The following is a 20399-nucleotide window of genomic DNA, read 5'->3' on the forward strand; positions in this document are numbered from 1 at the left end:
TGTTCAGCCTTGTTTCAGCCGGCCTCGAGCGGTTGCGCGTCGCACGCGTCGCGCAGCATCGCTTCGTAAATGCGGACGTACCGATCGACCATTCGCTCGACGGTGAAGCGGCGCTCGAAGGCCGCGCGGCATGCGGCGCGGCTGATGGTGTCGATCTTCGCGAGCGCGTCGACCGCTTCGTCGACGGAGTGAACGAGAAAGCCGGTCACGCCGTGTTCGACGATTTCATGCGCCGCGCCATGATCGAAGGCGATCACCGGCGTGCCGCACGCGAGCGCTTCGATCATCACGAGGCCGAAGGGCTCCGGCCAGTCGATCGGAAACAGCAACGCACGCGCGCGTCCGAGGAAATCGTTCTTGTCGGAATCGCCGACTTCGCCGCAATACTCGACATGCGGCAGCTCGAACAGCTCCGCGATTTCCTGCTCAAAATACGCACGATCGCCGTTGTCGATTTTTGCGGCGATGCGGATCGGCCAGCCCGCGCGCCGCGCAATTTCGATCGCGCGGTCGGGCCGCTTGGTGGGCGCGATGCGGCCGAGAAACGCGACGTAGTCGCCCGGCTCTTCATGAAAGCGCAGCAGGTCGACGGGCAAGCCGTGATGCACGGTGGCGCGCCAGTTGAGCCACGGCAACGGCGCGCGTTGCGCGGCGGAGATCGAGACCACCGGCATGTCGGCGAACTGCCGGTAAAGCGTGCTCAAGCCAGGCACGTCGAGCCGCCAGTGCAAGGTCGTCAGCGACGCGCAGTTCAAACGCCGGGCGAATGGAAAGCTCGCGTAATCGGTATGAAAATGCACGATGTCGAATTCGTCCGCGCGTCGCACCACGTCCTCGAGCATCGCGAAATGGAAGGCCTGCGGGTCGGCGGTATCTTCGATCAGACGAACCGCGCAGTCGCTGCCCGAGACGAGTCGCGCGCGCGTGCGCGAGTCGCCGCTTGCAAAGAGCGTCACGTCGTGGCCTCGCGCGACGAGACCGTCCACGAGCCACGCCACCACTCTTTCGACGCCGCCATAGGCCACGGGCGGCACCCTCTCATACAACGGCGAAACCTGCGCGATACGCATGCCCTGCTCCATTCGACGAACCTATGTTCGGAAGCCGCCGCATGGTGCATGCCCGGCGCCGTCACGCGCGAGCCGCAGTACTTTTCGCCGATGGAAAAATGTACAGGCCGGCGATGAAATTAAGCGGTACGCGCGGCAATGGTCAGTCGCAATGGTCAGTCGCGTGGTCATTCGCATGGTCAGTCGCGTGGTCATTCTGAACCTGAGCGGACTGCATGCGCCGCTAGCTGATCGGGCCGCTATAGCCATCGGCGGACGCCGCGGGCTCCGCTCCGTTTGCCCGTTCGACGTGCTCGTCGATCCAGGCCGTCGCGCGTTCGCGCGCGAATTCGAGCGCCTCGTGTTCATCGACGAAATCGCGGTGAAACTCCATGTCGTGCGTATCGTCGCCCGAACTCACGCTGCCTGGCGTGACCTCGATCCTCGCATGTGCAACGATCGCGCCGCCGTCGACGCCTGCCGTCAGATGAACGATGCACCCTCCGTATTCGAAATCGATGATGTTCTCCCGCGTGTCGTGGTTGTGTCGCTCAGTTGTGTTGCCAGGTGCCCTCACGAACCGTTATCGGCTCGCGGTTCGCTGTCTTCGCCGACGGCTTCGTCCGCGCGTCGCCCCTTGCTCGACTGGTCGACGGCAACCGGCGGCTCGGCGTTGCCCGTATCGCCTTCGGCTTCGATCTGCGCCTGAGCGCGTGTCCAGTAATCGTCGGCGCTTCCTTCCGGCGAGCCGTCGCTCTGCCATAGCTCATACGCGCGCTTGCGGATTCGGTCCTCTACGGTGGGTTCGCCCGGCAGGCCGTCCATGGCAATCTCCAAACGTTTGTCGTCAGTCGAAAACAGCGCACGCGATGCGGGCCGCTGCGCCGGTGAGGTGAGCAAAGCGCGTTCCCATGCGCGCTGTGCGCACGCTGCATGTGAAGTCTCGAAGCAAGCGCTTTTGCGCGACTGCGTTGGCTTTCCGCTCGCCTCACGATGAGCCTGTCGTTATAATCGTTTCAGCAAGCATGATTGAAATCTAACGACATTCACATTCTCTCCACGCGCCAGGACCTCCATGCTCAAACCCGATCGCCTTCGCGCTCTGGCCGACGCGCTGACACGGCAAAGCGTGATGCGCCTGCGCGATGCCGCGGCGCTGCTCGGCGTATCGGAAATGACGGTGCGCCGCGACATTGCCGCGAATTCGGATCGCTTCACGTATCTCGGCGGCTATATCGTCAGCGCGACGGACGTGCCGAATAACGCCGGCTATTCGCTGGAGCAGGAAAAGGATCACTTCGCGCAGGCCAAGGCCGACGCGTCGTCGATCGCGGCGGGATTGATCGGCGACAACGAAACGCTTTTCATCGATTGCGGCACGACGCTCGCTGCACTCGCGCGCCTCGTTCCGCCGGAGCGCCATGTGACCGTGGTCTGCTATTCGCTGAACGTCGCCGAGATTTTGCGGCGCAAGCCGAACGTGCGCATGATTCTGCTCGGCGGCGTCTATGTGCCTTCGTCGGATTCGTTCGCGGGCGAGGAAAGTCTCGAGATGCTGCGCCGCATGGGCATCAACAAGGCGTTTATCTCGGCGGGCGGCGTGGACACCGCGCGCGGCGTGACCTGCTGGAATTTCCACGAAGTCGCAGTGAAGCAGGCCGCGATGGCGAGCGCCGTCGAGCGGCATCTGGTCGTGGACAGAAGCAAGTTCGGCGTCGTGAAAGCCGTGCGCTTTTCACAGATCGAAGACTTCGATTCGATCATCACCGAAGAGGGCCAGGCGCCGCGCAAGCGCGCGTAATATGTTTAGCGTGAAGCGGCAGGCGCGCATCGCGACGCGCCTTCCGCTCACACGAACGCAACCCCGCGCGGCGCGTTTTCAGCGCTTGCGTTGCAGCGCGAACAGCGTGCCGGCGAGCAGAATGAACGCGCCGATAATCACCTTCTGCCAGGTAGTCGGCACGCCGACAAGAATCAGCACGCTCTTGATCAGCGTAACCAGCACCACGCCGAGCAGCGTTCCCACCACCGTGCCCGTGCCGCCCGTAATGCGCGCGCCGCCGAGAATCACCGCGGCGATCACGTCGAGTTCCGAGCCGACCAGATCGAACGGATTCGCGAGGCGGTTGTTCGACACATGCAGAATGCCCGCGATGCCGGCAAGCATGCCCGTATAGCCGAACACGAACAGATGGATCGCGCGCAGGTTGTAGCCGAGCCGCTCGGCAATCGCAAGCGAGCCGCCCATCGCGTAGACGCCGCGGCCCATCATCGTTCGATTGAGCAGCCACCAGGTGACGAACGCGGCGGCGACGAGCGCCAGCACCGAGACCGGCAGCACCGCGCGCAAGCCGTCCGCGGTGTGATAGAAAAACAGCGGAATGCGGCCGAAGCGATCCATGCTGTGCGGAATGTTCATGAAGAACGTCGTGCCGATAAACGTCAGCAGCAAGCCGCGATACAGGTATTGCGTGCCGATCGTGACGATCAGCGACGGCGCTTTCAGCCGATGCACGAGCAAGCCGTTGACGACGCCGAGCACGACGCCGCCCACTGCACCCGCTACGAGAATCAGCGCGAACGGCGCGTCCGGCCAGAACGCGAATACGGCCTTGGTGATGCCGTACATGGTCAGCGCGGCAATCGCGGTGAACGACACGTCGATGCCGCCCGACGCGAGCACGACGAGCGTGCCGAGCGCGAACAGCGACATGGTCGTCGCCGAATGCAGCAGATCGAACAGCGTCGCCAACTGAAAGAAGCGCGGGTTGATGGCGCCGACGATCAGGCACGTGACCACGATCAGCGCGACCGTGAACCACTCGGGGTTGCGCGCGAGCCGCATGCGCAAGCCTCCCGGTTCGACGCTCGGCGCGACTTCGACGACATTCAGAGTGGTCATGGTCTGCTTCATGGGCGATTCGGTGGACGAGTCGGTGGGCAAGTCGATGCGCGGCTGGATGCGCGAGTTCATGGCGGTTGACGTCCTCTAGGCCGCTTCGGAAAGCAGCGCGTGATACAGATCGGCCTCGCTCAATGCGTCGGCCTGATATTCGGCGGCCACGCGTCCCTTCTTCATCATCAGGATGCGGTCGCAGTTCTGTAGAAGCTCGGGCAGGTCGTCGCTGATCAGAATGATGCCGATGCCGCGCTGCGAGAGCCGCTGCATGATCCGGTAGATGATGTCCTTTGAGCCCACGTCGACGCCCACCGTCGGGCCGTGCAGAATCAACACGCGCGGGTCGATGGCCAGCCAGCGGCCGATCAGCACGCGCTGCTGGTTGCCGCCGGAAAGCGATTGCACGGGCTTGTCGACGCCGGGCGTCGCGATCTGCAAATCCTTCACGGTCTGCTCGGCAAGCGCCTGCGCACGCGCGCGGTCGATCTGGCCGAAGCGGTCGCGCAGGCTCGAAATCATCGCGGTGATCACGTTGTCGCGAATCGGCTTGTCGAGAAAGAGCCCTTCGTTCAGCCGGTCTTCCGGCACGTAGCCAATGCGGTGGCGTTTCGCGTCCGACGGCGTGCGCAGCGCAATCGGCTTGCCGTCGAGCCGCGCCTCGCCCGCTTGCGCCGGCGCGACGCCCGCCAACGCGCGCGCGAGTTCGTTGCGCCCCGAATCGAGCAGTCCGGTGACGCCGAGAATCTCGCCGCCGTGCAGCCTGAACGTGACGTCGCTGAACTGACCGGCGCGCGTGAAGCCGCGCACGTCGAGCACGACGTCGTCCGCGTGCGCGCTTTCGCGATACCGCTCGTTCGACAGATGGCGGCCCGTCATCAGTTCGCTGATCTGCGCCTTGGTGAACTGCGCGATCGGTCCTTGCGCCATCTTTTGCCCGTCGCGCAGCACGATCACTTCGCCGCCGATCGCATAGCACTCGTCGAGCTTGTGGCTCACGAACAGCACCGTCACGCCTTGCGCGCGCAGATTCGCGAGCACCGCGATCAGATTGTCGACTTCCTTTTGCGTGAGCGACGTGGTGGGCTCGTCCATGATGACGAACTTCGCCTCGCTCGCAATGGCCCGCGCAATCGCGACGAGCTGCCGCGTGGCGAGCGGCAGTTGCTCGACGAGCGTTGCCTGGAAATCCGCGTTGCCGGGCAGGCCCACCGCTTCGAGCGCGCGCGCGGCCGTGGCGGCGAGCACGCGGCGATCGAAGGTGCGCGCGAGCCGTCCTGCATGCGTCGCGAGTTCCGATGTGAGCGCAACGTTTTCGGCGACGCTCATGTTCGGCAGCAGCGACAAATCCTGATACACGGTTTCGATGCCGGCCGCGAGCGCCTCGAGCGCGGAGAGCCGCGCATGCGGCACGCCCTCGATCACGAGTTGGCCTTCGTCCGGCGGCTGCGCGCCGGAAATGATCTTGATCAGCGTGCTCTTGCCGCAGCCGTTTTCGCCGAGCAGGTGATAGATCTGCCCGCGTTCGAACGCGAGGCTCACGCCGCGCAACGCATGTACGCCGGTAAAGCGTTTATGCACGCCGACCACTTGCAGAAAGGGTTGCGAAGACTGGGCGGAAGAGACGTCTTGTCGATTCATGATGAGCGGTCGCGATGCCGGGGCGCGCCCACCGGACGCGCCCCGAAGTGAACAACGGAATCAGAACGGATACTGCTTGTAGTTCGACTTGTCGACGTTCACCCAGCCCTGGCCGCGCACGATGATGCCCTTGCCCGGCCCTTTCGCGACCGTCACCTTCGTGTAGCCCGGAATGCCGAGGTCCGCGCCGTTCTCGACGGTCTTGCCGTCCACCAGCATCTTCGCGACCTTGTTCATCGCGATGCCCGCGAGTTTCGGGTCCCAGAACGCGATGCCGTTGATCGCGCCGCTCTCGAGGAACTTGCCCGCCTCGGTCGGCAGACCCGTGCCGTATACGCAGATCTTGCCCTGCATGCCGGCTTCCTCGACGGCGCGGCCGATGCCGATCACATCCAGCGACGACGAACCCTGGAAGCCCTTCAGATCCGGATGCTTGCGCAGCACTTCTTTTGCGACTTCGTACGCGCGCTCGCCGTCGTTATTGGTTTCGAGCTTCGGCTCGACGAGATTCATTTTCGCGTACTTGGCCTTGGCGTTCCCAATGCCGCCGTCGGCCCATTGCACCTGCGAACGGCTGCCGAGCGAGCCGACCAGCACCGCCCACTTGCCTTCGTTATGCATGCACGACGCGAGCCGTTCGTTCAGACCCGCACCGTAGGCCGTGTTGTCGAACGCCTCGATGTCGACCATCGTGTTCTTTGCGTTGTCCGCTTCATGCGTGACGACCTTGATGCCGCGATCCATCGCCTTCTTCAGCGCCGGTTCGAGTGTCGGCGGATCGTAGGGCACGACTGCAATCGCGGTGACTTTCTTCGCGATCAGATCTTCGATGATCTTCAGTTGCTGCGCCGCGTCCGCGCGGCCCGGGCCCGTCTGGTACGCGGTGATGCCGGTGTTTTCCTTCGCGAATTCCTTGACGCCGTCGTCCATCCGGTTGAACCAGTTGATGCCCGTCACCTTGACGACCGTGACAATGGTTTCGTTGGTGGCGGCCTGCGCCGCGGCGATCGCGCCCACCGCCACTGCGCCTGCTGCGAGCGCGGCACCCAGTCGAGTCAGTTTCATGCAATGTCTCCTTTATCGTTCGATGTCGCCCGTGCTGGCCGTGTCAGCCGTCGCGAACAGGGAGGGCACCCTGTTCGCCTTCATCCGTTGCGTTGCGTTGCGTTTGCTTTTACCGATACTTCGCTATGCGCTAGCGCTTTGGCGGCGTGCCGCCGTCGGCGCGAGCCGCTGCCGGTTCCGTTGCCGGATGCGCAGCGCCGCCGCCGAAGCCGAAGATTGCGCGCACGCGTTCGCCGCCCGCAAAGGCCAGCGAGAGCAGCAGCAAAAAGCCCCACGCGCAGTCGCCGAAAAACTGCGAGACGCCGAGCAGATTAAAGAGGCTCGACAGAAACTGCAGCACTGTTGCCGCAAAAAACACGCAGACGATGCGCCCATAACCGCCTGCGGGATTCACGCCGCCCATCACCGCAATGAGGATCGCGATCAAGAGATACGAGTTGCCGTAATCCCATTTCGCGCTGGACGTATGCGTCGCGCTGATCAGTCCGGTAAGCGACGCGAGCACGCCGCACATCGCATAGGTCGTGATGAGCATGCGCGCGCGCGGAATGCCCGCGTAAAACGCGGCTTTCGGATTCGTGCCCATCAGATAGAGACGCAGGCCGAACGGACTGCGCCTGAGCAGCCATCCCAGCACGATCACCGCGGCGATGAAGATGCAGAACGCAATCGGCACCTGCAACACGGTGCCGTTGCCGATGTCCGACAGCGGCTCGACATAGTCGACGTGCACCGATGCGCCGTTGCTGATCACGACCGCAAAGCCGGTGAACAGCAACTGCGTGCCGAGCGTGCAGAGAATCGGCGTGAGTCTGAGGCGCGCGATCACGACGCCGTTGAGCAGGCCGCCGAGCAGACCCATGATGAGCACGATCGCGCAAAAGAGCGACGTGTAAAGCATCGGCGAATCGTCGCCATTGACGAAGCGCGGCACCACGATCGCCGCGACCATGCCCGAGAGGTTCGCGAGGCCGACACCGGACAGGTCGATGCCGCCGTTGCCCGACACCATCGACAGCATGATGCCGAGCGCGAGCAGACCGAGTTCGGGCAACTGGCCGCCCATCGACTGAAGATTGTCGATGTCGACGAACTGGCCGCGCGAGAGCCACGTCGCGACCAGCACGACGAGCACGTTGACGATCAGAAGGAAGTTGAGTTGCCGGTCGGCAAACAGTTTTCCCGCAGCAAACGAAGACTTCATGGCGCTCATGATCTCCTGACACTGCACTGCACGTTACTGCACGGATGAGTTACGACACCTGCGCGGTCTGGCCCGACTCGCTGTACTCGCTCAACACCTGGTTCACTTCGGCAAGCGTGGGCATCGAGGGCGCGGTGCCTGCGCGCGTGACCGAGATGCCCGCGAGCGCGCAGCCGAAGCGCATCGCCGCAATTGGGTCTTCGCCGCGCGCAAGCGCAGCCGCGAAGCCGCCCGTGAAGCCGTCGCCCGCGCCCGCCGTTTCCACTACCGTACCGCAGCGGAACGCGGGCAGCCACACCGATTGCGTGGCGTCGTGCAGCAACGCGCCGCCTTCGCCGAGCGTCACGATCGCGGCGCCCACGCCTTTTGCGAGCAGCACGTCGGCCGCGCGCCGCGCATCGTCGACATTCGCGATCGGCACGCCGGTGAGCGCGGCCGCCTCGCTTTCGTTCGGCGTGATGTAGTCGCACAGCGGGAAGATGTCGTCGTCAAGCGGCATGGCCGGTGCGGGATTGAAGACCGTGATGACGCCATGCTTACGCGCCACTTGGAGTCCGCGCCGCGCGGCCGCGAGCGGCTGCTCGAGCTGCGTGACGAACACGCGCGCACCGGCAATGTCGGCTTCTATCGCATCGACGTCGGCTGCGCCGAGCGTGCCCGCCGCGCCGGCCGCGACGATGATCGCGTTCATGCCCGTGGTGTCGTCGACGAAGATGTGCGCCGCGCCCGTCGCCACGCCGGGCACCACCGACGCGCGCGCCGTGATGCCCTCGCGCGCCCAGGTGGCCTGTGCGATGGAGCCGAACGCATCGTCGCCGATGCGCGTGCAGAACACGACCTGCGCGCCCGCGCGCGCCGCCGCCACGGCCTGGTTCGAGCCCTTGCCGCCAGGGCCCATCGCGAACGCGGAGCCCGCAATCGTCTCGCCGATGGAAGGCATGCGCGCCGCACGAAACGTCAGATCGGTCACGTAGATGCCGAGAATGACGACGCGTCCGCTCGCTTGCTGCGCGCTCATGACGGCAGCCCTTCGTGCGCCGCGTGCTTCGTCATGCGGCGCGCCGCGTGCGATGGCGCAGCGTTCGCCAACAGCAGGAAGTCCAGAATGTTCGGCACGTTGTCTCCTTCATTTTGTGATCGACGCGCATGCTCTGCGCTGCTTGCGTTGCGTGTGCTGCTGTGCGGTCAATCTCCGTACGGTATCCAGATGTTCTTCACCTGCACGGCCTGGCGCAGAAACGGCCTGCCCTCGCTCGCACGGTCGAACCAGTTGAACTGGTGGCCGTAGTCGGTGAAGGTGCGCTTCAGATTGCCGACCGATGCGCGCTCGATCAGCGCCGAATCCGCCGCGTTGCCGAAGCACCAGACCGCGTCGACGTCGTCGTGGCTCGCGAGCGCCGGCAGCAGCGCCGCGCGTTTGCCTGTGACGATGTTCACCACGCCGCCGGGCACGTCGGACGTCTCGACGACCTGATAGAAGTCCGTCGCGGCCAGCGAACCAGCCTCGCCCGGCAGCACGACCACGCGATTACCCATTGCGAGCGCCGGCGCGATCAGCGAAACGAAAGCCAGCAACGGCGCTTCGTCCGGACACGCAATGCCGATCACGCCGAGCGGCTCGTGCATCGCAAGCGCGACACCGCGCAACGGCGGCGTGTGCACCGCGCCGTCGAACTTGTCGGCCCACGCCGCGTACGTGAAAAGGCGGGTGACCGACGCCTCCACTTCCGCACGCGCCGCGTCAGCCGTCACGCCATGCCGCAACACCAGCCGATGCGCGAATTCGTCGGCGCGCACCGCGAGATTCTCGGCGAGATAGAACAGCACCTGCGCGCGGTTATGCGTGCTCGCCTGCGACCACTTGTGCGCCGCGCGCGCCGCTTCGACCGCGTTGCGTATGTCCTTGCGATTGCCTTCGCTCACCTCGCCGACCGGCGTTCCGTCCGGCGCGTGAATCGTCAGCGAATAGCCGCTGTCCGGGCGCACCTGCTTGCCGCCGATAAAGAGCTTCGCCGTGCGGTCGATCGATACGATGTTCGCGGTGTTCGCGGTGTCCTGCTCGGCAGCCAGCATCTGTACGCGGCCGCTGTCCTCTTGCGTCGCGCCCAGCGGCCGGCGCTTCGGAAGATTGAGCCACGCGCGCGGTTTCAGATATTCGTAAATGCCCTCACGTCCGCCCTCGCGTCCAAAGCCCGACTCGCGATAGCCGCCGAAGCCGACCGCCGCGTCGAACAGGTTCGTCGCGTTGATCCACACGACGCCCGCCGCGAGCCGCGGCGCGACATCGAGCGCGCGGCCGATGGTCTCGCTCCACACGCTCGCAGCGAGTCCATAGCGCGAATTGTTGGCGAGCGCGACGGCTTCTTCCGGCGTGCGAAAGCTCATCGACACGAGCACCGGGCCGAAGATTTCCTCCTGAGCCAGAGTCGATGCGGGCGCAACGTTCGTGACGAGCGTCGGCGGATAAAAGCAGCCGTTGGCAGGCAGCGTCGTATTGCTCGCCTGCCAGATCGCGCAGCCCTCGCGCCGCCCGCTTTCGACGAGCGAGCGAATCCGCTCGAGCTGCACCGGATCGACGATCGCGCCGACGTCGGCATTCTTGTCGAGCGACGTTCCGACGCGCAGCGACTCCATGCGACGCTTGAGCTTCGCGATGAAGCGCGCTTCGACGCCCTCCTGCACCAGCAGGCGCGAACCCGCGCAACACACCTGGCCCTGGTTGAACCAGATCGCGTCGACCACGCCTTCGACGGCAGCGTCGAGGTCCGCGTCGTCGAATACGATGAAGGGCGACTTGCCGCCCAACTCAAGCGTCAGCGATTTGCCCGAGCCCGCCGTGACCGAGCGGATCAGCTTGCCCACTTCCGTCGAGCCGGTGAACGCGAGCTTGTCCACTTGCGGGTGCTCGACGAGCGCCGCGCCCGTCGCGCCGTCGCCGGTCACGACATTGAGCACGCCCGCGGGCAGGCCGGCGCGATGCGCGAGCTCCGCGAACAGGAGCGCGGTGAGCGGCGTGTATTCGGCCGGCTTCAGCACGACGCAATTGCCCGTTGCGATAGCCGGCGCGATTTTCCACGCGAGCATCAGCAGCGGGAAATTCCACGGCACGATCTGGCCGATCACGCCGAGCGGCGCATGATCGGCGAACTCGCTGTCCTGCAACTGCGCCCAGCCGGCGTGATGCAGAAAATGACGCGCGACGAGCGGCACGTCGATGTCGCGCGTCTCGCGAATCGGCTTGCCGTTGTCGAGCGCTTCGAGCACCGCGAAGAGCCGGCTGTGCCGCTGCACCATGCGCGAGAGCGCATACAGATGCCGCGCGCGTGCCGCGCCGCCCGCCGCGAGCCAGCCGGGTTGCGCGGCGCGCGCGGCGGCTACCGCGGCGTCGACGTCGGCTGCATCGCCTTGGGCGACTTCGGCAAGGCGCTCGCCGCTTGCCGGCGCGTGCGACACAAAATGCGCGCCGCTTGCGGGCGCGTGCCACGCGCCGTTGATGAAATGCCCGAAGCGCGCGTCATGTTGCGCGAGCCAGGCGCGCGCGGGCTGGTCGCCCTCGGACGAGGGGCCGTATTCCATCGAAGAAAAATACTCCGCTACGCTCATGGGTTGGGTCTGCTTCAGGCTACGGGGTGACGGTTGAAAGCGGAATAACGGCCGCTCACGTGATGTTCGAGTTGCCGCTCGATGTCGGCGAGCAGGCTCGATGCGCCGATGCGCAACAGCTCCGGTTCGAGCCACGCGCGGCCCAGTTCTTCCTTCATCAGGATCTGATACGCCAGCACCGACTTCGCGCTCGACACGCCGCCTGCCGGCTTGAAGCCGATGAGCACGCCGGTGCGCTCGTGGTATTCGCGGATCATGCGCGCCATGACGAGCGACACGTCGAGCGTCGCGTTCACGCCTTCCTTGCCCGTCGACGTCTTGATGAAGTCGGCGCCGGCCATCATGCAGACCATCGACGCGCGCGCCACGTTCGACAGCGTGCGGATGTCGCCGGTCGCGAGAATCGCCTTCAGATGCGCGGGGCCGCAGGCCGCGCGAAACTCGCGCACTTCGTCGTAAAGCGCCTGCCAGTTGCCGGTCAGCACGTATTCGCGCGTGACGACGATGTCGATTTCCGCGGCGCCGTCGGCGACCGACGCCTCGATCTCCTTCAGCTTCAGCGGATGCGGAATCAGTCCGGCCGGAAAGCCGGTCGACACCGCCGCGACGGGCACGCCGCTGCCTTCTAGCGCATCCACGGCGGCGGCGACGAAGCGGTGATAGACGCATACCGCGCCAGTCGTGATGCGCTGCGGCGCCATGCCGAGCGCGTCGAGAATATCGGCGCGCACCGGCTGGCGCGCCTTCGCGCACAGGCGCCGCACGCGGCCTTCGGTGTCGTCGCCGCTGAGCGTGGTGAGGTCGATGCAGGTGACCGCTTTGAGCAGCCAGGCGGCCTGCGCGTCTTTCTTGACGCTGCGGCGCGTGACGAGCGTGGCCGAGCGCCGTTCGACCGCCGACTGGTTGACGCGCAAACCGTCGAGCCACGAAGCGTCGAACGGCATGCCCGGATTGCGTACCGGATGAACGAGCGGCCCGCCGCGCAGCGCGACGACCGATGACGACGGAGAAGAATCAGGCATGAGGCGTCCGGGGTTGGAATGCGGCACGACGGCGAGCCGGCGAATGACGGGGCTATGTTACTCCGTTTGATAGGATTGTCACACGCAGTACGGGTAAATCCTCACATTGCGGGCGGCGAACGCTGTTGCTGCGGTGTTTGCATGTGAGGCGAGGCGCTTGAACGTGATGTAGATGTCACAAACGAGGTTGCGAGGTTGTTGGGCTGCCCCCTCCCAAGCCGCCAATCTGGCTGCCTTCTCACGCGAGAACGTGCGGGTTTGCCCGCAGCCGGCGCGTCACAAGGCAAAATACGGGTTTTGCGCGCGCGGATTGCGCCGGTCGCGCCAAGCGAAGCGCACCGCTCGCTGCGTCGCAGGCTTTCCGCGATACGTGCATCGCCACAGGGCGCCGTGGGCCGTTTCGCCCGCCGCGCCCACTCCCGGACACAGGACAGCTCGTCCTCTAACAGAGCCTCTCAGGAGCATTTATGACCGATTCGAACCCATCCTTCCTCGGCAGGATTTCGCTGGCCGTCAGCGCGTTTTTCCGCATTCTCGGCGATGGCGAATTCGCCGCCGCGGTGCTGCGCGTGCGCGACGGCGGCGCGGCTGCGCAAGCGCAAACCCAGGCGCCCTCGCCGGCCCCCAAGGCCGCGCCGACGCTCAAGGAAGCCAGCCCCGACGCCGCGCTGCAACTGCTCGGCCTCTTGCAACGCGACGCGCGCTTCATCGATTTCGTCGAGGAAGACATCAAGCGTTTCAGCGACGCCGACATCGGCGCCGCCGCGCGCCTCGTGCACGAAGGCTGCCGCGCGACGCTGCGCGAGCACTTCACGATCCGCCCGGTGCGCGACGAGGCGGAAGGCAGCCGCGTCACGCTTCAGGAAGGTTTCGACGCGAGCGCGATCCGTCTGACGGGCAACGTGGTCGGCCGCGCGCCGTTTGTCGGCAGCATCAGCCACCGCGGCTGGCGCGTCGACGACGTGCGTCTGCCGAAGCTCGCGGAAAGCCATAACGCGAAGGTCATCGCGCCGGCCGAGGTGGAGCTATGAGCGGCGCGCGTTATTCCATCGGCATCGATCTGGGCACCACGCACTGCGCGCTCTCCTACGTCGACACCAGCGCAAGCGACGGCGAAAAGACCACGCTGGCCGTGCTGCCCATCGCGCAATTGACCGGCCCCGGCGCAATTGCCGATCTCGATCTGCTGCCCTCGTTCCTGTATCTGCCGCATCCCGACGAACTCGGTTCCGGCGACCTGCATCTGCCGTGGACGGGCGAGCGCCAGTTCGCGGTCGGTGAATTCGCGCGCAGCCGCGGCGCGGCGACGCCGATCCGGCTCGTCTCGAGCGCGAAAAGCTGGCTGTGCCATCCGGGCGTCGACCGGCGCGCGGCGATTCTGCCGAGCGATGCGCCGCCCGAAGTCGCGCGCGTGTCGCCACTCGAAAGTTCGGTCCGCTATCTGACGCATTTGCGCGAAGCGTGGGATCACGCGCATCCGGACGCGCCGTTTCACGAGCAGGACATCACGGTGACGATTCCCGCATCGTTCGATCCGGCCGCGCGCGAACTGACCGCCGAAGCCGCGCAAGCCGCAGGCTATGGCCGCATGACGCTGCTCGAGGAACCGCAGGCCGCGCTCTATAGCTGGATTCAGAAGAGCGGCGGCCAGTGGCGCAAGCAGGTCAAGGTCGGCGACATCATTCTCGTGGTCGATGTCGGCGGCGGCACGACCGACCTCTCGCTGATCGCGGTGGTCGAGCGCCAAGGCAATCTGGAACTGCATCGCGTGGCGGTCGGCGAACACATTCTGCTCGGCGGCGACAACATGGACCTCGCGCTCGCGCACGTGGTCGCGCGCAAGCTCGCGGCGCAAGGCACGCAGGCCGACGCGTGGCAGTTGCGCGCCCTCACCTATGCGTGCCGCTCGGCGAAGGAAACGCTGCTAAGCGACCCGACCACCGACACCGTGCCGCTCGTCGTGCCGAGCCGCGGCTCGAAGCTGATCGGCGGATCGATCCGCACGGAACTCACGCGCGCGGAGTTGACGCAGACGATTCTCGACGGCTTTTTCCCGCAGGTGGAGAGCGCCGCGCGGCCGGTGAGCCGCACGCGCGCCGGCCTCACGCAACTCGGCTTGCCGTATGCGCAGGACGCGGGCATTACGCGGCATCTGGCGGCGTTTCTCGGCCGTCAGGTCGGCGCGCTCGCGGAACTGGAAGGCTTGCGCGAGACGGCTGCCGACGCGTCGGCGCAAGGCGCGAGCTTCCTGCATCCGACGGCGGTGCTGTTCAACGGCGGCGTGTTCAAGTCGACGCTGCTCGTCGAGCGGATCATGAGCACGCTGAACGGCTGGCTCGCCGCGGAAGGCGCAGCGCCCGCGCGCCTGCTGGAAGGCGCCGATCTCGATCTGGCCGTCGCCCGTGGCGCGGCGTACTACGGCTACGTGCGGCGCGGCCAAGGCGTGCGGATTCGTGGCGGCACGGCGCGGGCGTACTACATCGCGATCGAATCGGCGATGCCCGCCGTGCCTGGCCTCGAGCCGCCCATCCAGGCGCTGTGCGTCGCGCCGTTCGGCATGGAAGAAGGCACCGAGGCCGAGTTACCGGCGCAGGAGTTTGGGCTTGTCGTCGGCGAGCCGGTGCATTTCCGTTTCTTCGGGTCGTCGGTGCGTCGTCAGGATCAGGTCGGCACGCTGCTCGACTTCTGGGGCCCCGATGAGTTGCAGGAACTCGAAGAGATTCAGGCGACGCTGCCCGCCTCCGGCCGCACGTCCGGCGAGGTCGTGCCCGTGAAGCTGCACGCGCGCGTGACCGAAGCGGGCACGCTTGAACTCGAAGCCGTGCCGCGCGGAGCGGACGAGCGCTGGAAAGTCGAATTCGACGTGCGCGGCAACGCGAATGCATGACTGAGATGAAGCGGTACAGCGTCGGCATCGACCTCGGCACGAGCAACACGGTGCTTGCGTATGCGCAGGCCGGGTCGCAGGAGATTCGCGTCTTCGAGATCGAACAGCTTGTTAGTCCGGGCGAGGTTGCGGCGCGGCCGCTACTGCCTTCGGTGCGGTATCACGCCGCGCCGGGCGAGCTGGATGCGGGGGATTTGCAGTTGCCGTGGACCTCGGGACGCGGGGTGCAGGCGGTCGGGGCAAGCGTCTCGGTCTCGGGCGAAAGCGCGGCGCGAGCCGCGGCGCCTTCCACCGACGATCAGGACGCGCCGCCTGTCGTCATCGGCCGGCTTGCGCGCGTGCTCGGCGCGCAGGTTCCCGGACGCCTCGTCGCCAGCGCGAAAAGCTGGCTCTCGCATGCCGCCGTCGATCGCGTCGCGCCGATCCTGCCGTGGGGCGCCGCCGACGATGTCCACAAGGTCTCGCCCGTCGAAGCCAGCGCGAGCTATCTCGCGCACGCGCGCGCGGCGTGGAATCAGCGCTTTCCCGACGCGCCGCTCGAACAGCAGGACGTGGTGCTCACGGTCCCCGCCTCGTTCGACGAAGGCGCGCGGGCGCTGACCGTCGAAGCGGCGCGCATGGCCGGGCTGCCGTCGTTGCGGCTGCTGGAGGAACCGCAGGCGGCGTTCTACGACTGGCTGTTCCATCATCGCGAGCGGCTTGCCGACGAACTGGCGCACACGCGTCTCGTGCTGATCTGCGACGTCGGCGGCGGCACCACCGACCTGACGCTGATCGAAGTAAGCATGGCCGACGGCGAGCCGCAACTCACGCGTATCGGCGTCGGCAATCATCTGATGCTCGGCGGCGACAACATGGACCTCGCGCTCGCGCATCTCGTCGAAGCGCGGCTGCCTGGCGGCGGCGAGCGCGCGCGTTTGTCGGCGGCGAGCCTGTCGCAACTGGTCGAGCGCTGCCGCGGTGCGAAGGAGTTGCTGCTCGGGCCGCAAGCGCCCGACTCCGCGTCGATCACGCTGCTCGGCGCGGGCGCGAAGCTCGTCGGCGGCGCGCGCACCGCGCAGGTCACGCGCGACGAGGTGGAGCGTGTGATCGTCGATGGATTCTTTCCGGCGGTGGCTGCACACGAACGGCCGGGCCGGCCGCGCGGCGCGATCGTCGAGTTCGGTCTGCCGTATGCAACCGATGCCGCCGTCACACGCCATATCGCCGCTTTTCTGGGCCGCTTCGAGGCGCAGTCGCGCAAGGCGTTGGGGCGGGACAAAGATGAATCCGCCCCACTCCCCGTCCCCGATACGCTGCTGCTCAACGGCGGCGTGTTCCGCGCGCAGGCGTTGACGCAGCGCCTCGCCGACACATTGGGCGCGTGGCGCGGCGAACCGCTGCATGTGCTGGAGAACGACAATCCGGACGTCGCCGTGGCGCGCGGCGCTGTTGCCTACAGCCTCGCACGCGCGGGCGGCGCGCCGAAAATCGGCGGCGGTTCGCCACGCAGCTATTTTCTCGTATTGGACGAACCCGCCGACGCGCGCGAGGAACGGCAGCGTTCGCAACCCGCACAGCCCGAGCAAACCACCCAACGCGGCATCTGCCTCCTGCCGCGCGGCACCGAGGAAGGCCACGAAATCCTCATCGCCGATCGCACGTTCGCGCTGCGGCTCGGGCATCCGGTGCGCTTTCACCTGGTGTCGTCGAGCGCGGACACCGTGTATGCACCAGGCGAACTGGCGGACCTCGCGGGCGGCGACTTCGTGCGCCTGCCGCCCATCGCCACCATCGTCCCGCCGCAGGGCGCGGGCAGCGCCCGCGAGCGAGCCGTGCGCATCGCGACTTCGCTGACCGAAGTCGGCACGCTCGAAGTCCACTGCATCGACCGCGACAATCCCGCCGAGCGTTGGTTGCTCGAGTTCCAGTTGCGTCGTGAGCATGCGCAGGTCAACCTCGCGGACGATGCCGCCGCGGCGCGGCATCCGCGGCTCGACGAAGCCATCACGCAGATCGACCGCTCGTTCGGTTCGCGCTCGCAAGACGTCGATAAAAAGGAAGTCAAACGTCTGCGCGCGCAGCTCGAACAACTGCTCGGCCCGCGCGAGAGCTGGAACAGCGCGCTGCTACGCGAACTGTTCGGCGCGCTGTGGGAACGCGCGCGCAGGCGGCGCCGCTCGGCGGATCATGAGCGGCTCTGGCTGAACCTCGCCGGCTATTGCGTGCGGCCAGGCTTTGGTTATCCGCTCGACGAATGGCGCGTCGAACAACTGTGGTCGCTCTTCGACGACGGTATTCAGTACGTCCAGGAAAGCCAGGTCTGGTCCGAATGGTGGACGCTGTGGCGGCGCGCCGCGGGCGGCCTCGACGAAACCGCGCAACTGCGCGTGCTCGATGCAATGACCTATCTGCAAACGGCCGCGCAGTCGCGTCACAAGCTGCCGTTCGACGTCGCGAAAACGGGTATCGCCGATATGGTTCGGCTGAGCGCGTCGCTGGAACGCATTCCGGTGGAGCGCAAGATCGAACTCGGCGAGTCGGTGCTCGCGCGCTTGCGCAAGCCTTCGGAGAATCATCAGAGCTGGTGGGCCGTCGGGCGGATCGGCGCGCGCCGGCCGTTCTATGGCAGCGCGCACAACGTCGTGCCGGCCGATGTCGCGAGTGGATGGCTCGACGCGATTCTCGCGCTCGACTGGAAGAAGATCGACCCGGCCGCGTTCGCCGCCGTGCAGATCGCGCGCATGACCGGCGACCGCTCGCGCGATCTGCCGCACGAGTTGCGCGACGCCGTGATTCGCAGGTTGGAGGCGGCCAGCGCGCCGCGCGCGTGGATCGCGATGGTCGGCGAGGTCGTCGAACTGGATAACGCGGACGAAGGCCGCGTGTTCGGCGAGTCCTTGCCCGCGGGGTTGAAGCTGATTTCCGACTAAGTTGGGACCGGCGCCCAACACGCCCCTCAAGGCCGCTCGCCCCGCGCGAGCCGCGCGTCGATATCGCGGACCACCGGCATCAGATCCGCGACGCTGTCGATCACATAATGCGCGCCCGCGGCCCGCAATCTGTCGATGGCGGCCGCGCGGCGCCGCGCGAAGTCGTCGGGCGCGAGCGCCTTGACGTCGTCCTCCGCCATACCGAACGCATTGCCGCTGACGGCGACACCCACCGCCCACGTGCCGCCGTTAATGCCTTCCTCGATGCCGACTTCCGTATCGTCGACCTTGATCGCGTCTTTCGCGCGCCACACGCCCAGTTCCGGCAGCGTCTTGTAGATCATGTACGGCGACGGCCGCCCTTCGGGCGTATCGCCCGTGCACACGATGCTGTCCGGCGAGAAACCCTGGGCCGCCGCGCCCGGCACGATCTCGGCCATGATCTCGCGCGTGTAGCCCGTCGTCGTGCCGATGCGGATGTCGTCGCCGCGCAGCGCGCTCGTCACTTCGGCGACGCCCGGAATCACCGAACTGTAGCTCGCGGCCACCGCGATATTCTTCGGCACGAACACGTCGTACACGGCGTCGATGTCGGCGTCGCCCGGCGCGTGGCCATACCTGTCGGCCCACGTGCGCGCGACGCGCGGCAGCGCCATCAGCGCCGCGATATGCGGGCGCTTGGCCATGCCCATCGGTCCGCGCGCTTCGTCGATCGTGATCGGCACGCCGAACTGCTCGAAGGTTTCGACAAACGCGCCCATCGGCGCAAGAGAACCATAATCGACCACCGTGCCGGCCCAGTCGAAAATCACCGCCTTGACGTGCTTCATCGTGTTTCGTTCGCTTCCATTCGATGTTGTCTGCTATCGCTCATGCAAGCTCCGCCAGCAGCTTGCGTTCTTCGATGGCCGCGGCCGGCGGCGCGGCGTGATCGACGCCCATCGTCCGCAGCGCGCTCGCGCACGCTTGCACGACGCGGCGCATCACCTGCGCGTCCACCTGGCCGATGCAGCCGATGCGGAAACTCTCCACCACCGTCAGCTTGCCCGGATAAATGATGAAACCCTGTTGCTTCATTAGTTCGTAAAACTGCTCAAAGCTGAACGCCGGATGCGCCGGCGAGAAAAACGTCACGATGATCGGCGAACGCCAGCGCGCATTCAGGAGCGGCTCGAAGCCGAGTTCCTGCATGCCCGCGACCAGCACGTCGCGATTGTTCGCGTAACGCGCGAGGCGAGCGGGCTGCCCGCCTTCGAGCTTGTGAAGCCGCAGCGCCTCGATAAACGCGGCGACCGTGTGCGTTGGCGGCGTAAAGCGCCACTGGCCGGTGCGGTTCATCACGTCCCATTGATCGTGCACGTCGAGCGCGAGCGAATGGCTGCGCCCGCGCGCGTCGTGCAGCGCGCTCTTCTTCGCAATCACGAAGCCGAAGCCGGGCACGCCCTCAATACACTTGTTCGCCGACGAGACGAACGCTTCGCACGCGATCTTGCGCACGTCGAGCGGCACCGCGCCGAATGCGCTCATCGAGTCGATCAGCAGCTTGCGGCCTTTCGCCGCCGTGACCGCCGCAATCTCTTCGATCGGATTGAGAATGCCCGAGCTCGTTTCGCAATGCACGGCGACGACATGCGTGATGGCCGGCTCGGCATCGAGCATGCGTTCGACTTCCGTCGCGCGCGGCGGCAAGTAATCGCCCTTGTCGAGCACGGTATGCGCGCGGCCGAGATAGCGCAGCGTCGTCGCGATGCGTTTGCCGTAGGCGCCGTTCGCAAGCACGAGCGCATTGCCGTCGCGCGGAATCAGACTGCCCAGCATCGCTTCGACGCAATAGCTGCCGCTGCCTTGCAACGGCACGCAATCGTATTCGCCGGCATCGTCGCTTGCGTCACCTGCGATGTCGAGCAGGCTGCGGCGCAGTTGCGCCGTCATCGCGCGAAAATCGCCGTCCCACGAACCCCAGTCGCGCAGCATCGCCTGCTTGGTCGAGAAGGCGGTGGTCAGCGGGCCCGGCGTCAACAGATAAGGCTCGCCTTGAGCCGGCGGGGCGCAGCTTGCGCTTTCTTGCGCTGTCGCCGGGGAATTGCCAGTCGCGTTTTGCATGCCCAATCTCCGGTCTG

General features: G+C 66.3%; 16 protein-coding genes. 4 read left to right on the plus strand and 12 right to left on the minus strand.

Going from position 1 to position 20399, the window contains the following annotated elements:
- Positions 1-14: 14 nt before the first annotated feature.
- The 3 genes from CUJ91_RS09140 to CUJ91_RS09150 all read right to left on the minus strand — a co-directional run bounded on the left by CUJ91_RS09140 (position 15) and on the right by CUJ91_RS09150 (position 1874).
- Positions 15-1070, minus strand: a complete 1056-nt coding sequence (locus CUJ91_RS09140; RefSeq protein WP_006052797.1) for a glycosyltransferase family 4 protein — start codon at positions 1068-1070, stop codon at positions 15-17.
- A gap of 223 nt (positions 1071-1293) precedes the next feature.
- Positions 1294-1626 (minus strand): hypothetical protein, encoded by a 333-nt coding sequence (locus CUJ91_RS09145; protein ID WP_244230928.1) that lies wholly within the window; start codon positions 1624-1626, stop codon positions 1294-1296.
- Positions 1623-1874: a DUF2934 domain-containing protein gene (locus tag CUJ91_RS09150; RefSeq protein ID WP_006052799.1), complete on the minus strand. Its 252-nt coding sequence runs from the start codon at positions 1872-1874 to the stop codon at positions 1623-1625. The genes CUJ91_RS09145 and CUJ91_RS09150 overlap by 4 nt, the downstream gene beginning before the upstream one ends.
- Before the next feature lie 250 nt (positions 1875-2124).
- Between CUJ91_RS09150 and CUJ91_RS09155 the strand changes: the two genes are divergently transcribed.
- Complete coding sequence (locus tag CUJ91_RS09155) at positions 2125-2850, plus strand: DeoR/GlpR family DNA-binding transcription regulator (protein WP_029968517.1); 726 nt, start codon at positions 2125-2127, stop codon at positions 2848-2850.
- Positions 2851-2928: 78 nt separating this feature from the next.
- On the opposite strand, the gene CUJ91_RS09160 is transcribed toward CUJ91_RS09155, so the two are convergent.
- The 7 genes from CUJ91_RS09160 to deoC all read right to left on the minus strand — a co-directional run bounded on the left by CUJ91_RS09160 (position 2929) and on the right by deoC (position 12480).
- Positions 2929-4023, minus strand: coding sequence for an ABC transporter permease (locus tag CUJ91_RS09160; RefSeq protein ID WP_029968518.1), 1095 nt, complete (start codon positions 4021-4023; stop codon positions 2929-2931).
- Between the two features lie 15 nt (positions 4024-4038).
- A complete protein-coding gene (locus CUJ91_RS09165; protein ID WP_006052802.1) occupies positions 4039-5586 on the minus strand; it encodes a sugar ABC transporter ATP-binding protein in 1548 nt (515 codons plus the stop codon).
- 60 nt (positions 5587-5646) lie between these two features.
- A complete protein-coding gene (locus tag CUJ91_RS09170) occupies positions 5647-6651 on the minus strand; it encodes an autoinducer 2 ABC transporter substrate-binding protein (RefSeq protein WP_006052803.1) in 1005 nt (334 codons plus the stop codon).
- A gap of 130 nt (positions 6652-6781) precedes the next feature.
- A complete protein-coding gene (locus CUJ91_RS09175) occupies positions 6782-7855 on the minus strand; it encodes an ABC transporter permease (RefSeq protein WP_114156707.1) in 1074 nt (357 codons plus the stop codon).
- A 49-nt stretch (positions 7856-7904) separates the two neighbouring features.
- Entirely contained in the window at positions 7905-8873 is a 969-nt protein-coding gene (locus CUJ91_RS09180; RefSeq protein ID WP_114156149.1) for a ribokinase, read from the minus strand.
- Between the two features lie 167 nt (positions 8874-9040).
- Positions 9041-11458 (minus strand): aldehyde dehydrogenase family protein, encoded by a 2418-nt coding sequence (locus CUJ91_RS09185; protein ID WP_114156150.1) that lies wholly within the window; start codon positions 11456-11458, stop codon positions 9041-9043.
- Positions 11459-11472: 14 nt separating this feature from the next.
- Positions 11473-12480: a deoxyribose-phosphate aldolase gene (gene deoC, locus CUJ91_RS09190; protein WP_114156151.1), complete on the minus strand. Its 1008-nt coding sequence runs from the start codon at positions 12478-12480 to the stop codon at positions 11473-11475.
- 467 nt (positions 12481-12947) lie between these two features.
- Between deoC and CUJ91_RS09195 the strand changes: the two genes are divergently transcribed.
- Genes CUJ91_RS09195 through CUJ91_RS09205 form a run of 3 tightly spaced genes read left to right on the plus strand, consistent with a single transcriptional unit; the run spans position 12948 to position 18279 of the window.
- Positions 12948-13511 carry a DUF2760 domain-containing protein gene (locus CUJ91_RS09195; protein ID WP_006052809.1) on the plus strand — a complete coding sequence of 188 codons (564 nt, stop codon included), beginning with the start codon at positions 12948-12950 and terminating at the stop codon, positions 13509-13511.
- A complete protein-coding gene (locus CUJ91_RS09200) occupies positions 13508-15367 on the plus strand; it encodes an Hsp70 family protein (protein WP_114156152.1) in 1860 nt (619 codons plus the stop codon). Before CUJ91_RS09195 ends, CUJ91_RS09200 begins: the two co-directional genes overlap by 4 nt.
- Positions 15364-18279 carry an Hsp70 family protein gene (locus CUJ91_RS09205; protein WP_208716118.1) on the plus strand — a complete coding sequence of 972 codons (2916 nt, stop codon included), beginning with the start codon at positions 15364-15366 and terminating at the stop codon, positions 18277-18279. Before CUJ91_RS09200 ends, CUJ91_RS09205 begins: the two co-directional genes overlap by 4 nt.
- A 26-nt stretch (positions 18280-18305) precedes the next feature.
- On the opposite strand, the gene phnX is transcribed toward CUJ91_RS09205, so the two are convergent.
- Both phnX and CUJ91_RS09215 read right to left on the minus strand, forming a co-directional pair.
- On the minus strand, positions 18306-19109 hold the full coding sequence (gene phnX, locus CUJ91_RS09210; protein ID WP_114156153.1) for a phosphonoacetaldehyde hydrolase: 804 nt from the start codon (positions 19107-19109) through the stop codon (positions 18306-18308).
- A gap of 40 nt (positions 19110-19149) precedes the next feature.
- On the minus strand, positions 19150-20382 hold the full coding sequence (locus tag CUJ91_RS09215) for a 2-aminoethylphosphonate--pyruvate transaminase (RefSeq protein ID WP_114156154.1): 1233 nt from the start codon (positions 20380-20382) through the stop codon (positions 19150-19152).
- Between the last annotated feature and the right edge of the window lie 17 nt (positions 20383-20399).

Source organism: Paraburkholderia graminis, from assembly GCF_003330785.1.
Taxonomy (GTDB): Bacteria; Pseudomonadota; Gammaproteobacteria; order Burkholderiales; family Burkholderiaceae; genus Paraburkholderia; species Paraburkholderia graminis.

Excerpts from the sequence above, each read along its gene's own strand:
- CUJ91_RS09140 (WP_006052797.1), bottom strand. The coding sequence starts at position 1,070 with ATGCGTATCGCGCAGGTTTCGCCGTTGTATGAGAGGGTGCCGCCCGTG.
- CUJ91_RS09150 (WP_006052799.1), bottom strand. The coding sequence starts at position 1,874 with ATGGACGGCCTGCCGGGCGAACCCACCGTAGAGGACCGAATCCGCAAG.
- CUJ91_RS09155 (WP_029968517.1), top strand. The coding sequence starts at position 2,125 with ATGCTCAAACCCGATCGCCTTCGCGCTCTGGCCGACGCGCTGACACGG.
- CUJ91_RS09160 (WP_029968518.1), bottom strand. The coding sequence starts at position 4,023 with ATGAACTCGCGCATCCAGCCGCGCATCGACTTGCCCACCGACTCGTCC.
- CUJ91_RS09165 (WP_006052802.1), bottom strand. The coding sequence starts at position 5,586 with ATGAATCGACAAGACGTCTCTTCCGCCCAGTCTTCGCAACCCTTTCTG.
- CUJ91_RS09170 (WP_006052803.1), bottom strand. The coding sequence starts at position 6,651 with ATGAAACTGACTCGACTGGGTGCCGCGCTCGCAGCAGGCGCAGTGGCG.
- CUJ91_RS09175 (WP_114156707.1), bottom strand. The coding sequence starts at position 7,855 with ATGAAGTCTTCGTTTGCTGCGGGAAAACTGTTTGCCGACCGGCAACTC.
- CUJ91_RS09180 (WP_114156149.1), bottom strand. The coding sequence starts at position 8,873 with ATGAGCGCGCAGCAAGCGAGCGGACGCGTCGTCATTCTCGGCATCTAC.
- CUJ91_RS09185 (WP_114156150.1), bottom strand. The coding sequence starts at position 11,458 with ATGAGCGTAGCGGAGTATTTTTCTTCGATGGAATACGGCCCCTCGTCC.
- deoC (WP_114156151.1), bottom strand. The coding sequence starts at position 12,480 with ATGCCTGATTCTTCTCCGTCGTCATCGGTCGTCGCGCTGCGCGGCGGG.
- CUJ91_RS09195 (WP_006052809.1), top strand. The coding sequence starts at position 12,948 with ATGACCGATTCGAACCCATCCTTCCTCGGCAGGATTTCGCTGGCCGTC.
- CUJ91_RS09200 (WP_114156152.1), top strand. The coding sequence starts at position 13,508 with ATGAGCGGCGCGCGTTATTCCATCGGCATCGATCTGGGCACCACGCAC.
- CUJ91_RS09205 (WP_208716118.1), top strand. The coding sequence starts at position 15,364 with ATGACTGAGATGAAGCGGTACAGCGTCGGCATCGACCTCGGCACGAGC.
- phnX (WP_114156153.1), bottom strand. The coding sequence starts at position 19,109 with ATGAAGCACGTCAAGGCGGTGATTTTCGACTGGGCCGGCACGGTGGTC.
- CUJ91_RS09215 (WP_114156154.1), bottom strand. The coding sequence starts at position 20,382 with ATGCAAAACGCGACTGGCAATTCCCCGGCGACAGCGCAAGAAAGCGCA.